This is a genomic window from Enterococcus sp. AZ179, from assembly GCF_050498885.1.
GTDB classification, from domain to species: Bacteria; Bacillota; Bacilli; order Lactobacillales; family Enterococcaceae; genus Enterococcus_D; species Enterococcus_D entomosocium.
The window spans coordinates 1,426,116-1,439,735 of the sequence record NZ_JBMHEO010000001.1 but is presented as its reverse complement, the minus strand read 5'-3'; the positions used below and the strand labels follow the sequence as shown (position 1 = coordinate 1,439,735).

Genomic DNA, 13,620 nt, shown 5'->3' with positions numbered 1-13,620 from the left:
GTATTGCTTATTCTTGTGTATCCGTGGTGTCTTCCGTTGTTTCTTCCACAACTGGCACGTCTTGTACCGCTGTTTCTTCGGCAGTCGTTAGTTCTTCTTCGACTTCCGGTTCAACCGTTGCCATCGTCACTACTTTGGCATTGTTTTCCATCTTCATCAAACGAACCCCTAAGGTTGCCCGACCAGTTTGGGAAACAGTCGCTACATTGAAACGAATCAAGACGCCTTTATTGGTGATCACCATGATGTCTTCCTCACCGCTGACCGTCGTCAAGCCGGCTAATGGACCGTTTTTCGCCGTAATGTTGGCTGTTTTGATCCCTTTTCCGCCCCGACCTTTGATTGGGTATTCAGAGCCTTTGGTGCGTTTGCCATAGCCGTTCTCAGTGATGACCAAGACTTCACTGTCTTCTGTGATCACAGCGGCACCTACGACGTAGTCTCCATCTCTTAGACGAATGCCTCGCACACCAGCAGCTGTTCGGCCCATATCCCGAACAAGGGCTTCTTTGAAAGTCACAGAGTAGCCATCGTGGGTGCCGATGATCACGACATCTTCGCCATGGGTTTCGATCACGTTAACCAACTCATCATTTTCCCGAAGACCGATCGCAATCAGACCATTGGCACGGATATTTGAAAAGGCCGTCACTGAGGTCCGTTTGACCACACCTAGACGCGTCGTGAAGAACAAGTAGCGTCCTTCTTGAGGCCCACCAGAAGCCGAAATGATCGCTTCGATCCGTTCGCTAGAATCGATCCCTAGCAGATTGATCACAGGGATACCTTTGGCTGCCCGACCATACTCAGGAATTTCATAGCCTTTGGCTTTGTAAACTTTCCCTTTATTGGTGAAGAACAGTAATGTGTCGTGAGTCGAACAAGAAATCAACGTCTTCACGAAGTCTTCATCGTGGATCCCCATTCCTTGAACGCCACGTCCGCCGCGGCGTTGTGCACGGAATTCAGACTTAGCTACTCGTTTGATGTACCCATTGTTCGTCAAAGTAATGACGATTTCTTCTTCTTCGATCAAGTCTTCATCTTCAAGACTTAAGACTTCCCCAACCAATAATTCAGTCCGGCGATCATCGCCAAAGCGTTGGCCTAATTCTTGCAACTCCGTTTGGATGATCTCTAGGACTCGTTGTGGATTTGCTAAAATGTCTGTCAAATCAGCGATAAATTCTAACAAACCTTGGTACTCGTTTTCGATCTTGTCGCGTTCCAAACCGGTCAAGCGACGCAAACGCATATCTAAAATTGCTTGCGCTTGGCGATCGGACAATTTGAAGCGCTCCATCATGCTATTTTTTGCTTCATCATCAGAATTTGATGCCCGGATCAAAGCAATGATCTCATCGATATGATCCAATGCGATCCGTAACCCTTCTAAGATGTGGGCACGGGCTTCTGCTTTGTTTTTATCAAACTGTGTCCGACGAGTTACCACTTCTTGTTGATGCTCGATGTAATTTTCTAAAATTCGTTTCAAACTCAAAATCTTCGGCACGCCTTTTTCAATGGCTAACATATTAAAGCCAAAAGAAGATTGCAGTGCAGTCATTTTGTAGAGATTGTTTAAGATCACCGACGCACTGACGTCGCGACGAACGTCGATCACGATCCGCATGCCTTCACGAGACGATTCATCCCGCAGATCGGTGATTCCTTCGATCCGTTTGTCACGGTGCAGCTCAGAGATCCGCTCGATCAACTTCGCTTTATTGACCATATACGGCAATTCAGTCACTAAGATCCGTTCTTTACCGTTGGGCATATCAGTCACTTCGACTTTTCCGCGAACAGTGATCGAACCCTTCCCTGTTTCATAGGCACGGCGAATACCGGATTTTCCCATGACGATCCCGCCGGTTGGGAAATCTGGTCCCGGCAGGACTTCCATCAATTCACTTGTCGTGACTTCTGGATTTTCCATCAATAGATCGATGGCTGCAATAACTTCATTCAAGTTATGAGGCGGGATATTGGTCGCCATCCCAACAGCGATCCCCGTCGTCCCGTTGACCAAAAGGTTCGGGAAGCGTGCTGGTAATACCGCTGGTTCTCGTTCTGTATCATCATAATTGCTTTGGAAATCAACAGTATCTTTGTTGATGTCCCGCAGCATCTCCATCGCCAGTTTGCTCATGCGAGCTTCGGTATACCGCATCGCAGCGGCACCGTCACCATCGACTGAACCAAAGTTTCCGTGGCCATCGACTAACATGTAGCGATAGCTGAAGGGCTGTGCCATCCGCACCATTGATTCATAGATCGCACTGTCACCATGGGGATGGTATTTCCCCATGACATCGCCGACGATCCGGGCTGATTTTTTATGGGGCTTGTCTGGTGTGACCCCTAATTCATTCATTCCATATAAAATTCGGCGGTGAACCGGCTTTAAGCCATCCCGCACATCTGGTAAAGCCCTAGCAACAATTACACTCATTGCATAATCGATAAAGGACTCGCGCATTTCACTGGTCAGATTGACGTCATGAATATTTTGTTTTGCTTCTTCACTCAAGCTGTTTCCTCCTCTACGATTGGCTAGATGTCAAGATTTTTCACGTAGTGCGCGTTTTCTTCGATAAAGGCCCGTCTTGGTTCGACGCGATCCCCCATCAGCATTTCAAAAATTTGATCGGCTTCAATGGCATCATCTACGCTGACCCGCAGCATCATCCGATTGTCAGGATCCATCGTGGTTTCCCATAACTGGTGGTCATCCATTTCCCCTAGACCTTTGTATCGTTGAACTGTTGGTTTTGGTGTCGCAGGTAGTGATTCAATCGTATTTTTCAAATCTTGTTCGGCATTCTTGCCGGGTTGGATATAATGGATATTTTTCCCTTGTTTGACACCGTACAATGGCGGTTGTGCGATATAGACATAACCGGCTTCAACGATGGGACGCATATAACGATAGAACAGCGTCAAGAGTAGGGTCCGGATATGGGCACCATCGACATCGGCATCGGTCATGATGACTAGCTTGTGGTAACGGGCTTTTGCTACATCAAAATCAGCACCAAACCCGGTACCCATTGCCGTAAACAATGAACGGATCTCTTCGTTTGCTAAGATTTTGTCCATGCTGGCTTTTTCGACATTTAAAATCTTCCCACGGATCGGTAAGATCGCTTGGAATTCCCGACTGCGGCCTTGTTTTGCTGAACCGCCGGCAGAATCTCCTTCGACGATAAACAATTCGCATTTTTCTGGATCATTACTGGAACAGTCGGCTAATTTCCCAGGTAAGTTACTGATTTCTAACGCACCTTTTCGGCGAGTCATTTCCCGGGCACGTTTGGCTGCTTGACGGGCTTTTGATGCCAAAAGTCCTTTTTCCACGACTTGACGACCCACATTCGGGTTTTCCATCAAGAATTTCGTGAAATGTTCGGAAAAGAGACGATCGGTGACTGTCCGCACTTCGGAATTTCCTAATTTGGTTTTCGTTTGTCCCTCAAACTGAGGATCTGGATGCTTGATGGAGATAACCGCCGTCAAGCCTTCCCGAACATCTTCTCCGGTCAGGTTTTCGTCGTTTTCTTTCATCAATTTTGACTTGCGGGCGTAATCATTGATCACCCGGGTCAAGGCAGTCTTAAACCCGAATTCATGGGTTCCGCCTTCATAGGTATGGATGTTGTTGGCAAAACTTAGCAGGTTGCTATGGTAGCTATCGGTATATTGCATGGAGACTTCAACCGTGATTCCTTGTTGTTCTCCTTCTAAATAGATCGGATCTGGGAAAATCACTGTTTTACTCGCATTCAAATGCTCCACATAGCTCTTGATCCCGCCGTCGTAATGATATTCTTTCAAAACGGGTTTTTCTTCCCGTTTGTCTTCGATCGAGATTTTTAAACCACGGTTCAAGAAGGCTAATTCCCGAACCCGCGTCGCTAATTTATCAAAATTGAATTCCGTTGTTTCCGTAAAGATCTCTGGATCTGGAACAAAGTGGACGGTCGTTCCGTGGCGGTCGGTTTCATCGATCACTTTTAAGTCATCAACGACTGCTCCACGATGGTATTCTTGATAATACACTTTGCCTTCTTTATAGACTTTTACGTCTAAAGTCGTGGACAACGCATTAACGACGGAGGAACCTACCCCATGAAGTCCGCCGGAAACCTTGTAGCCGCCGCCGCCAAATTTCCCGCCGGCATGCAGGATCGTAAAGACGGTTTCTACCGCTGGACGGCCTGTCTTGGCTTGGATATCAACGGGGATCCCCCGACCGTCATCGACGACCGTAATGCTATTATCTGGTTCAATGATCACTTGAATACTTGAGGCAAAGCCTGCTAGTGCTTCGTCGATCGAGTTATCGACGATTTCCCATACTAAGTGGTGCAAACCTTCTGAACTGGTAGAACCAATGTACATCCCAGGTCGTTTGCGGACGGCTTCTAGTCCTTCCAGCACTTGGATCTGACTGGCATCATAGGCTTTCGCACGTTCAACTAAGCTTTTTTCTTCTTCTGTCATTCAGTCTATTCTCCTTTAATATGTCCTTGCTCTACATAAAAAATCTCTGCTTCCACAGACATTTTGTCTTTCACATGTTCTAATGTCGTCGTTGTCAGAAAGGTCTGAACTTTTCCTTCAATGGTTTCCAATAAATGCAGTTGTCGGGAATCATCCAGCTCACTCATGACGTCATCTAATAAAAGGACGGGATATTCCCCTGTTTCTTCTTTCATCAAATCGATTTCTGCCAATTTGACACTTAGGGCCGTTGTTCGCTGCTGTCCTTGCGAACCAAAGGTCTGAACATTTTTCTCATTGATCAAAAAATCCAGATCGTCTCGATGGGGGCCTGCCAACGTGACTTGCCGAAATCGTTCACGGTCTTTGACTTGTGCCAAGGCTTTGACAAATTGCTGTTGGATCTCCTCCAGCGAGGCCGCCTCACCGGGCACATTTGATAAATAGTCGATCTGCAAGGTTTCTTTTCCTTGGCTGATCTTTTGGTGCAGCTGATTTGCCCAATACGCCAAGCGCTGAACAAACCGTTGTCTGGCTAAAATGATTTTACTGCCGAAAGCCACCAGCTGTTCCGTCAAAACATCTAAATAGATCTCATCGGTCTGTTTTTTTTCATTCAGCTGTTTTAAGTATTGATTGCGCTGTTTCAAAACGGATTGGTATTGAACGAGATCATAGAGATAAATTGGATCGATCTGCCCAATTTCCATATCGAGAAATTTGCGGCGGACTTGGGGACTTCCTTTTACAAGGGAGAGGTCTTCTGGAGCAAATAAAATGACATTCAGCTGCCCTATGTAACTACTGAGCTTTTTTTGCTCAATGTGGTTTACTTTCGTTTTTCGTCCTTTTTTTGACAAAAACAGTTCTAACGGGATCGTTGAGCGTCCCCGACTGACACTGCCAGAGATCCGCGCACCTTCCGTGTCCCAACGGATAAGTTCTTGCTCGCTGGAGGTGCGGTGGCTTTTGGTCATCGCCAATACATAGATACTTTCTAAAATATTGGTTTTTCCTTGCGCATTTTCGCCTAAAAAAATGACCAGACCTTTCTCAAAAGTCAGTGTCAGCGAATCATAGTTCCGATAATTGCTTAAATGCAACTCATTCAGCCGCATCTGCGTCTTCCTTCTTCACCATAAAAAAAGTACCTTCATCAGGTAGTTCAACACGCATTCCCGCATACAATTTGCGCCCTCGTCGATTTTCCGGCTCGCCGTCGACAAAAACGGTGTGCTCTGCAAGGTACCATTTCGCTTGGCCGCCGCTGCTGATCACACTGACTTCTTTGAGCATTTGTCCAAGTGTCATATATTCCGTTTCTAACGGTATTTGCATTTTCATAATTCCCCTCAATTCTATCAAAGAGCGTTTAGCTATATTATACTCTTTTTTTGCCAAGAAAACAAATTCATCGGCATATTTTTCATTCTCAGAAGACTTACTGCTTTTAGACAAAAAAGAAGCCAAAATAGAAAAAAGGGCTTAAAAACGATTTTAAGCCCTTTTAACTCATTTATTCATTTTCAGATGATTGTTTCAACTTTTTTCAAAAGACATGAAAAACTAGTTGGTGCGCACCGGTGTAATCAGCTGGATAAAGCTGCCTTTGCTCTCTGTTGGCTCCAACGTAAAGGGACGGATCGCTGAGATAAAGCGGATCACGATGCTGGTGTCACCAAATGCTCGTAGTGCAGCTTTCATATAATCAGGATTGAAAGAGATCTCTAATGGGTCGCCGGTCACTTTTTCAAAAGAAAGGTCTTCTTCCACTTTCCCGATTTCTGGTGAGTTTCCATATAAGACAACAGCTTCCTCGGAGATCGCCAAACGAACGATGTTGTTTCGGCCTTCATGGGAAAGCAATGACGCCCGTTCGATAGCCTGTAACAATTCTGGCACAGAAAATTCAATTTCAGTATTGAAGCTTGAAGGGATCAGACGGTTGGTATCTGGGTAAGTTCCTTCCAATAAACGAGAATAGAATTTCATAGTTTTCGTTTGGAACAACACTTGGTTATCCATAATGCTGATTTGGATCGCTTCTTCTTCATCCGTTAAGGAACGAGAAAGTTCCGTTAGGCTTTTGCCGGGAATCACGATATTGAAGGCTGTTTCCCCGCTTTCCAAGGGAATCACCCGTTGGCTCAAACGGTGTGAGTCCGTTGCAACAGCTAATAATTTTTGATTTTCTAAGACAAAGTGGACCCCAGTTAAGATTGGACGGCTTTCGTGTTGCGAAACCGCAAAGACCGTTTCACTAACAACCTTATTCAACACGTGCGCTGGAATCACGATCGAATCTTGACTTTCGACAACTGGTAAATGTGGATAACTATCGGCATCCAAGCCGTTGACGGTAAAGTTGGCTTTTCCAGAAGTGATCGCTACTTGATTATTGTCTAAAACTTCTAACGTTAAGGTACTTTCAGGCAAACGACGAACGATTTCGCTGAAGAAACGTGCTTGTAAAACGATTGCTCCTGTTTTTTCGATTTGCATTTGCGCTTTTTCGTTTTCCACACTTAAAAAAGTTTCAATGGAAATATCGGCATTGCTCCCAGTCATGGTCAATCCTTTTTCTGAAAGGGACAATTTTACTCCGGTTAAGATCGGGATGGTGGTTTTGGTTGAAATCGCCCGTTGGACAGTTTGTAATTCTTGCATGAACTCTGTTCGGTTTAAAGTTAGCTTCATAGCGATACTCCTTTAATTTATAGTTATTAAATAAAAGTAATAGTAGTAATAGGCTTGTTAGTAATGTGGATAACTCGAGAAAAGAGTGATTAGACTAACGAAAATGCCTGTGAATAACTTGTGGACAACTTTTTTGGTTCTTCTTTTCTTATCCACAGATCAGCTGAAGAGAATTTGTTTGATTTCAGCGATCTCATTTTTGATCGTGGGATCTGTTTCGACTAAATGCTGAATTTTTTCATGGGCATGAATGACCGTGGTATGGTCTTTGCCACCAAATTCGCCGCCGATTTTTGGTAAAGAACTATCGGTCAATTCTCGAGAGAGATACATCGCGATCTGCCGTGGGACAACGATGCCTTTGACCCGTTTTTTCCCTTTTAGATCATTGACATGAATGTGATAGTATTTTGCGACTTCTTCTTGGATCTGCAAAATCGAAACTTGGGTCGAGCCATGGCTTGATTTCAAGGCTTTGATGGCTTCAGCTGCCAAGCTCGTTGTAATGTCTGAGTTTTGCATCGTAGCAAAAGCTTGCACCCGCACGAGTGCTCCTTCAAGTTCCCGGATATTTGAATCGATCTGTCCAGCGATATAACTTAACGTATCGTCGGGGATCTCCAAGCGTTCGGCTTCGGCTTTTTTCCGCAAAATCGCAGTCCGCGTCTCTAGATCCGGCGGGGTGATATCAACGGACAAGCCCCAAGCAAAACGGGAAACCAAACGTTCTGGTAAAGTCGGGATCTCATTTGGCAAACGATCACTTGTGAGGACGATCTGTTTATTATTGCGATACAGTTCTTCGAAGGTATTAAAGAATTCTTCTTGGGTTCCTTCTTTATTGACTAAGAATTGAATATCATCCACTAGCAAAAGATCAACATTGCGGTATTCGTTTCGAAAATCTTCCATTTTGTTCTTTTGAATAGAAGTAATGAAATCATTGGTGAAATTTTCACTACTAACATACTTGATTTTGGCATTGGGACGTTTCAGCAACATTTGATGACCGATCGCATGCATCAAGTGGGTTTTCCCTAAACCAACGCCACCATAGAAGAACAGCGGATTATAAATAGACCCAGGATCTTCTGCAACAACTAAAGCAGCAGCGTGGGCCATCTGATTGCCTTTCCCGATGACAAAGGTATCAAATGTGTATTTTTCATTTAAGATCGATTTCGGCGGCCGCTCGTTTTCTTTTGCAGCTGTTTGAATAGTAGAAGGGGCTGTTTTTAAAGCTTCTGCTTCTTCGACAGTCACAAAACTAGGAATCAATTCTTCACCAGTTTTCATAAATCCCATTTCAACAATTTTGGCAGCTAGATTTTTTTCCCAATAAGATTTATGAAGATCGCTGGGTACTTCGATCAGCAGCTGATTTTTTTCAAACGACAAGACATTGGCAGTCTCGATCCAAGCACTATAACTGGCCGGATTCAGCTCTTCTTTAAAGGAACGTTGAAGATCTTGCCAAATAGAATCAGCAGATGGCATAAATTGTCCTCCTATAACTAAGAATAGATATAACTAAAATAGCACGGATTGAAAAAGTTTTCCACAGATTACGATAAAAAAGGTTAGAAAAAAATACTTTTCCACAAAACGGGATAAAAGAAAAAAGGAAATGCACATGTTCGAAAATGCACTATCCACAGGTAGAAAAAGATTGTGCATAACTAGAAAAAAATCTCTCTTATCCACAGATCTATGTGAAGATCACGCCTTGATAATACTAGGTTTTAGGGCAGTTATCAACAGCTGGAAAAGCGATTGTGGAAAACTTTTCTACAGGCTGTTTGTTTGTGGAAAAAGTCAAAATAACTCTGGGGAAAAAGTTATCCACAAAAATTAGCTGTAAACAGTAAACCCACACAAATCAAGGGAATTGTGGATAAAGAATGGTCGATTTTGAGCAAACTTCTTATTGACAAACTAGTACTTGACTCGTTATACTATCAAAGTATGTCTGTGCGCATAAGCATTATCCTGATGGAGGTGGAAATAAATGAAAAGAACGTATCAACCAAATAAACGTAAACGTCAAAAAGTTCACGGATTCCGTAAACGTATGAGTACAAAAAATGGACGTCGTGTTTTAGCTAGCCGTCGTCGTAAAGGCAGAAAGGTTATTTCTGCGTAAGCCACTGAATGCCAGTGGTTTTTTTTTATGCCGTTTTTGCGGAATATAGTGTCTGACTTTTGGCAAATATGGTATTATTGACAGGTGAGTGGTTACGGATTCAATCCGTTTCGCGAAGCTTAATTGAAAGAAGTGAAGGAACCGAAGATGAGAAAATCCTATCGAGTAAAAACAGAGCAAGATTTTCAAAAAGTTTTTCAGGCAGGAAATTCTTTTGCAAATCGGAAGTTCGTGGTGTATGTCTTACCTAAAGAGCAATCACATTTTCGAGTTGGTTTATCTGTAGGAAAAAAAGTCGGTAATGCAGTGAAGCGAAATGAGGTCAAACGCAAGATTCGTGCGAGCTTAACGGAAATGAAGCCGCGAATCGAACCAGCGATCGATTTTATTGTGATCGCCCGTCCAAGTATCGCCACTTGTTCCTCAAAGGAAATCTACTCGAATTTAGAGCATGTCTTAAAGCTTGCCAAAATTATTCATTAATGGAAAGGAATTAGTTACGTGAAAAAAGGGAAACGCGTCTTACTATTTTTGGGAGTTCTCTCATTAGTAGTTGTCTTATCTGCCTGCGGTGCAACAGGTGAAGTAAATGCACAAAGTACCGGTCTATGGGATCGTTACATCGTTTATTATTTTGCAGAGGCGATCAAAGCCCTCTCCTTCGGCAATGCCGGGATCGGGATCATTCTCTTTACATTGATCATCCGGGTCATTTTGATGCCGTTGATGCACTTTCAAACCAAAAGCATGCGCAAAACGCAAGAATTACAACCGAAGCTAAAAGCGCTGCAGCAGCAATATGCGTCAAAAGATACAGAAACACAAAGCAAGTTAAAAGAAGAAACACAACGTTTGTATGCGGAAAACAATGTCAATCCCTATGCCGGCTGTCTACCATTATTGGTACAAATGCCGATTTTGATGGCCTTGTGGCAATCGATCTCACGGGTTCCTGCTCTGCAAGAAGGAAAATTCTTATGGCTGCAGCTGGGTGATCGTGACCCATACTTCATCTTGCCGATTTTAGCGGCGCTCTTTACTTTTGCAAGTACCTACTTATCAAGTATGAGCCAAGTGGAATCAAATGCGAGTTTGAAAATCATGAATTTCGCTATGCCGATGATGATCTTACTGATGGGGATCAACATTGCCAGCGGTCTTTCCTTGTACTGGGTTGTTTCTAATGCATTCCAAGTCTTGCAAACAATGATCTTAAATAACCCATTCAAGATTCGCCAAGAAAGAGAAGAAGCCGCCCGCAAAGAACGCGAGCGTGAACGAGCCCTGAAAAAAGCAATGAGTCCTAAAAAGAAACGGAAAAAATAAGAGGAGGTTGCACTGCAATGCCGATTTATGAAAATCTGACAGTAGCTGAAGCAATTCAAGAGGGATTGCAAGTCCTTGGTATCACCAAAGATCAAGCAGTAATCGAAGTCCTGGATGAAGGAAAAAAAGGCTTCTTGGGGCTAGGAAAAAAACAAGCACGGGTCTCCATTGAAAAAAGAATCGTTGAAGAACCGGCACCCGTTGAAGAAGTACCAGCAAAACCGCTGGTAGAACCAGATCCTGTGACGACAGAGGATGCAAGCAGTGTGATGGAGGCGGCCGCGAGCGAACCTGTTTTGCTGACGGATCTTTCAGATGAGGAAGCACTGGCTCAGTTGGGACTCTATCTGACAAATATTTCAAAAGCATTGAATGCACCTGCCTTAGTAAAAACCGCTCGTCAAGACGGCGTGATCATCTTTCAATTAGAAACGCAAAAACAAGGCATTTTGATTGGGAAGCACGGCAAAACCTTGAATGCACTGCAATATTTGGCGCAAGTTTATATTCATCGCATCGCGAAAAACAAATTGTCGATCGTTGTGAATGTCGGGGATTACCGTGAAAAACGTCAAGCGATCTTAGAACGTTTGGCCAGCCGTACTGCTGAAAAAGTCAAACGAACAGGCCGCCCGGTCTTTTTAGAGCCGATGCCGGCGTTTGAAAGAAAGCAGATCCATTCCGTATTGAGTAAAGATGCGTATGTTCAAACTCATTCTGAAGGGGATGAACCGTATCGCTACTTAGTAGTGGAACCTGCGGACAAACGAATTTAATGAAAAAAGGGAAAGGCGGTCTGACAAGCCTTTCCCTTTTTTGATGGGAAAAAGCGATTGACAACAAATTTAAAACCAAGTATCCTTGACTAGAAATCATTCTTATCAAAGTCAACATACGTTACGTAGGTCAGCCTTTGGTATCAAAAAAGAGTCCGTATGCCGCGGACTCTTTTTTGTATTTCGTTGTTCAAAGGGGCAATTAGCCGCCAATGGTTGATTGAGTAAATTGAACCACCGTACCATAGGCAAAGATCTCAAGGTAGGTTTTGTCGCCTTCGACGATGCGGTCGTGTTCGAAATGACAGTTGATCACTGCATTCGCACCGTAGCTGTGAGCTGTTTCTTTTAAGCGATAGGTCACATCTGCCAAAAGATCGTTCAAATTCACAGATGTATCAAATAGATCTACTTCGATTTTGTCTGCCGCAAAGACGATATCCCGCACGACATAAGGCCGATTCACGTTTCCTGTCGATAAAATGATTTCTTTAATGCGGGCAGCACTGTTTGATGATTTGATGGTTTCCATAATAGATCCCTCTTTTCTTATTCTTTGCTTTTATTTTAAAGGTTTTTGCGGACAGATGCAAAATTTAAAAGTTTTTGAAGGAAGCTTGCGACTCGCGCAAAAATGTGCTAATCTATTTCCAGAATTTAATTGACAAGCAGTCAAAGTGCTAAGTCTACTCGTTTTTATTGATTTTCAATCAATTTGACGGGTGGAGTGGGCACTTTTTTTATGTGAAAAAATAGGAGGAGCATGCAACATGGCGAATATTACGCAAGAATTTGATACGATTGCCGCAATTTCCACCCCGCCAGGCGAAGGGGCCATCAGTATTGTGCGATTAAGCGGGGAAGAAGCAATCGCAATTGCGGATCGGATTTTTCAAGCAGGCACTAAAACCCTCGCCCAAGTCCCTAGTCATACGATTCATTATGGTCATATCGTGGACCCAGAAGAAAACCGTTTGATGGATGAAGTGATGCTTTCAGTGATGAAAAAGCCGCGGACCTTTACCCGAGAAGATGTCGTTGAGATCAACTGTCACGGCGGGATCGTTGTCGTCAATCAACTCTTGCAGCTGGTTTTACGACAAGGCGCACGTTTGGCTGAGCCGGGGGAATTCACGAAGCGGGCCTTTTTAAATGGACGGGTTGATCTTTCTCAAGCCGAGGCGGTGATGGACCTGATTCGTGCTAAGACCGATAAGGCGATGAATCTCGCTGTCAATCAGCTGGATGGCAATCTTTCCCACTTGATTCGGACCTTACGCCAAGAGATCTTAGAGACGTTGGCGCAAGTTGAAGTGAATATCGATTACCCTGAATACGATGATGTGGAAGAATTGACGACCCGCTTATTGTTAGAAAAGGCCACGATGGTCAAAGGGCAGATCCAAGCCTTATTAGCAACTGCCCAACAAGGAAAAATTTTGCGAGAAGGCCTGAGTACTGCGATCATCGGTCGGCCGAATGTCGGTAAATCCAGCTTATTGAACCATTTATTAAGGGAAGAAAAAGCCATCGTGACAGACATTGCCGGCACCACCCGAGATGTCATTGAAGAGTATGTCAATGTTCGCGGGGTACCGTTGAAACTGATCGATACGGCTGGTATCCGCGAAACGGAAGATGTCGTTGAGAAAATCGGGGTCGAACGCAGCCGCAAAGCACTGGCAGAAGCGGAGTTGATTTTGCTGGTTCTCAACCAAAGCGAAGGATTGACCCAGGAAGACAAACAATTGCTGGAGCTGACTGCTGGCAGCCGTCGGATCATCTTATTGAATAAGACCGACCTTGAGCCAAAACTAGCGACCGCTGAATTAGCGCAGTACGCAGCAGATGAACCGATTTTTTCTGTCTCTGTATTGACCAACGAAGGCTTGGATCAACTGGAACAAGCCATTGCCGATCTATTCTTTGGGGGGAAAACCACCGACAAGGATGCTTCCTATCTTTCTAACACCCGCCACATTGCCTTATTAGAAAATGCCGTTCAGTCGTTGTCTGAGGTCATCCAAGGGATCGAAGCAGGAATGCCTGTCGACTTGGTTCAAATCGATATGACACGCTGCTGGGACTATCTAGGAGAAGTTGTCGGCGACAGTGTCCAAGATGAGTTGATCACCCAATTGTTCAGTCAGTTTTGTTTAGGAAAATAAAGAA

Annotated in this window: 12 protein-coding genes; 5 read left to right on the top strand and 7 right to left on the bottom strand. The window is 44.1% G+C overall.

The window, feature by feature from the left end; all coding sequences use genetic code 11:
• Nucleotides 1-7: 7 nt before the first annotated feature.
• The 6 genes from gyrA to dnaA form a co-directional block, all read right to left on the bottom strand.
• Entirely contained in the window at nt 8-2,533 is a 2,526-nt protein-coding gene (gene gyrA, locus IGI88_RS06820) for a DNA gyrase subunit A (RefSeq protein ID WP_429960298.1), read from the bottom strand.
• A 23-nt stretch (nt 2,534-2,556) separates the two neighbouring features.
• Nucleotides 2,557-4,506, bottom strand: a complete 1,950-nt coding sequence (gene gyrB, locus IGI88_RS06815) for a DNA topoisomerase (ATP-hydrolyzing) subunit B (RefSeq protein WP_005232922.1) — start codon at nt 4,504-4,506, stop codon at nt 2,557-2,559.
• 5 nt (nt 4,507-4,511) lie between these two features.
• Complete coding sequence (gene recF / locus IGI88_RS06810; protein ID WP_429960297.1) at nt 4,512-5,624, bottom strand: DNA replication/repair protein RecF; 1,113 nt, start codon at nt 5,622-5,624, stop codon at nt 4,512-4,514.
• Entirely contained in the window at nt 5,611-5,850 is a 240-nt protein-coding gene (yaaA, locus tag IGI88_RS06805) for a S4 domain-containing protein YaaA (protein WP_008376781.1), read from the bottom strand. Before yaaA ends, recF begins: the two co-directional genes overlap by 14 nt.
• A 222-nt stretch (nt 5,851-6,072) precedes the next feature.
• Nucleotides 6,073-7,203: a DNA polymerase III subunit beta gene (dnaN, locus tag IGI88_RS06800; RefSeq protein ID WP_194187794.1), complete on the bottom strand. Its 1,131-nt coding sequence runs from the start codon at nt 7,201-7,203 to the stop codon at nt 6,073-6,075.
• Between the two features lie 159 nt (nt 7,204-7,362).
• Nucleotides 7,363-8,700, bottom strand: coding sequence for a chromosomal replication initiator protein DnaA (gene dnaA, locus IGI88_RS06795; RefSeq protein ID WP_005232925.1), 1,338 nt, complete (start codon nt 8,698-8,700; stop codon nt 7,363-7,365).
• A 511-nt stretch (nt 8,701-9,211) separates the two neighbouring features.
• Here dnaA and rpmH point away from each other — a divergent pair.
• From rpmH to jag, 4 genes are all read left to right on the top strand, one after another.
• Complete coding sequence (gene rpmH, locus IGI88_RS06790) at nt 9,212-9,346, top strand: 50S ribosomal protein L34 (protein ID WP_002356012.1); 135 nt, start codon at nt 9,212-9,214, stop codon at nt 9,344-9,346.
• Between the two features lie 147 nt (nt 9,347-9,493).
• The gene (gene rnpA / locus IGI88_RS06785; RefSeq protein WP_008376940.1) at nt 9,494-9,829 is read left to right on the top strand and encodes a ribonuclease P protein component; all 336 of its coding nucleotides are present in this window, start codon (nt 9,494-9,496) and stop codon (nt 9,827-9,829) included.
• An 18-nt stretch (nt 9,830-9,847) separates the two neighbouring features.
• Nucleotides 9,848-10,672 carry a YidC/Oxa1 family membrane protein insertase gene (locus tag IGI88_RS06780; RefSeq protein ID WP_008376942.1) on the top strand — a complete coding sequence of 275 codons (825 nt, stop codon included), beginning with the start codon at nt 9,848-9,850 and terminating at the stop codon, nt 10,670-10,672.
• 17 nt (nt 10,673-10,689) lie between these two features.
• Nucleotides 10,690-11,448: an RNA-binding cell elongation regulator Jag/EloR gene (gene jag / locus IGI88_RS06775; RefSeq protein ID WP_008376943.1), complete on the top strand. Its 759-nt coding sequence runs from the start codon at nt 10,690-10,692 to the stop codon at nt 11,446-11,448.
• Nucleotides 11,449-11,650: 202 nt separating this feature from the next.
• Here the strand turns inward: jag and IGI88_RS06770 are convergent, their stop codons facing one another.
• On the bottom strand, nt 11,651-11,980 hold the full coding sequence (locus tag IGI88_RS06770; RefSeq protein ID WP_005226284.1) for a heavy metal-binding domain-containing protein: 330 nt from the start codon (nt 11,978-11,980) through the stop codon (nt 11,651-11,653).
• A gap of 238 nt (nt 11,981-12,218) precedes the next feature.
• Between IGI88_RS06770 and mnmE the strand changes: the two genes are divergently transcribed.
• On the top strand, nt 12,219-13,616 hold the full coding sequence (gene mnmE, locus IGI88_RS06765; RefSeq protein ID WP_429960296.1) for a tRNA uridine-5-carboxymethylaminomethyl(34) synthesis GTPase MnmE: 1,398 nt from the start codon (nt 12,219-12,221) through the stop codon (nt 13,614-13,616).
• Nucleotides 13,617-13,620: the final 4 nt, after the last annotated feature.

Coding starts and splice junctions, on each gene's coding strand:
- yaaA (WP_008376781.1), bottom strand. CDS start 5,850: ATGAAAATGCAAATACCGTTAGAAACGGAATATATGACACTTGGACAA.
- recF (WP_429960297.1), bottom strand. CDS start 5,624: ATGCGGCTGAATGAGTTGCATTTAAGCAATTATCGGAACTATGATTCG.
- gyrB (WP_005232922.1), bottom strand. CDS start 4,506: ATGACAGAAGAAGAAAAAAGCTTAGTTGAACGTGCGAAAGCCTATGAT.
- rpmH (WP_002356012.1), top strand. CDS start 9,212: ATGAAAAGAACGTATCAACCAAATAAACGTAAACGTCAAAAAGTTCAC.
- jag (WP_008376943.1), top strand. CDS start 10,690: ATGCCGATTTATGAAAATCTGACAGTAGCTGAAGCAATTCAAGAGGGA.
- dnaA (WP_005232925.1), bottom strand. CDS start 8,700: ATGCCATCTGCTGATTCTATTTGGCAAGATCTTCAACGTTCCTTTAAA.
- dnaN (WP_194187794.1), bottom strand. CDS start 7,203: ATGAAGCTAACTTTAAACCGAACAGAGTTCATGCAAGAATTACAAACT.
- mnmE (WP_429960296.1), top strand. CDS start 12,219: ATGGCGAATATTACGCAAGAATTTGATACGATTGCCGCAATTTCCACC.
- rnpA (WP_008376940.1), top strand. CDS start 9,494: ATGAGAAAATCCTATCGAGTAAAAACAGAGCAAGATTTTCAAAAAGTT.
- IGI88_RS06770 (WP_005226284.1), bottom strand. CDS start 11,980: ATGGAAACCATCAAATCATCAAACAGTGCTGCCCGCATTAAAGAAATC.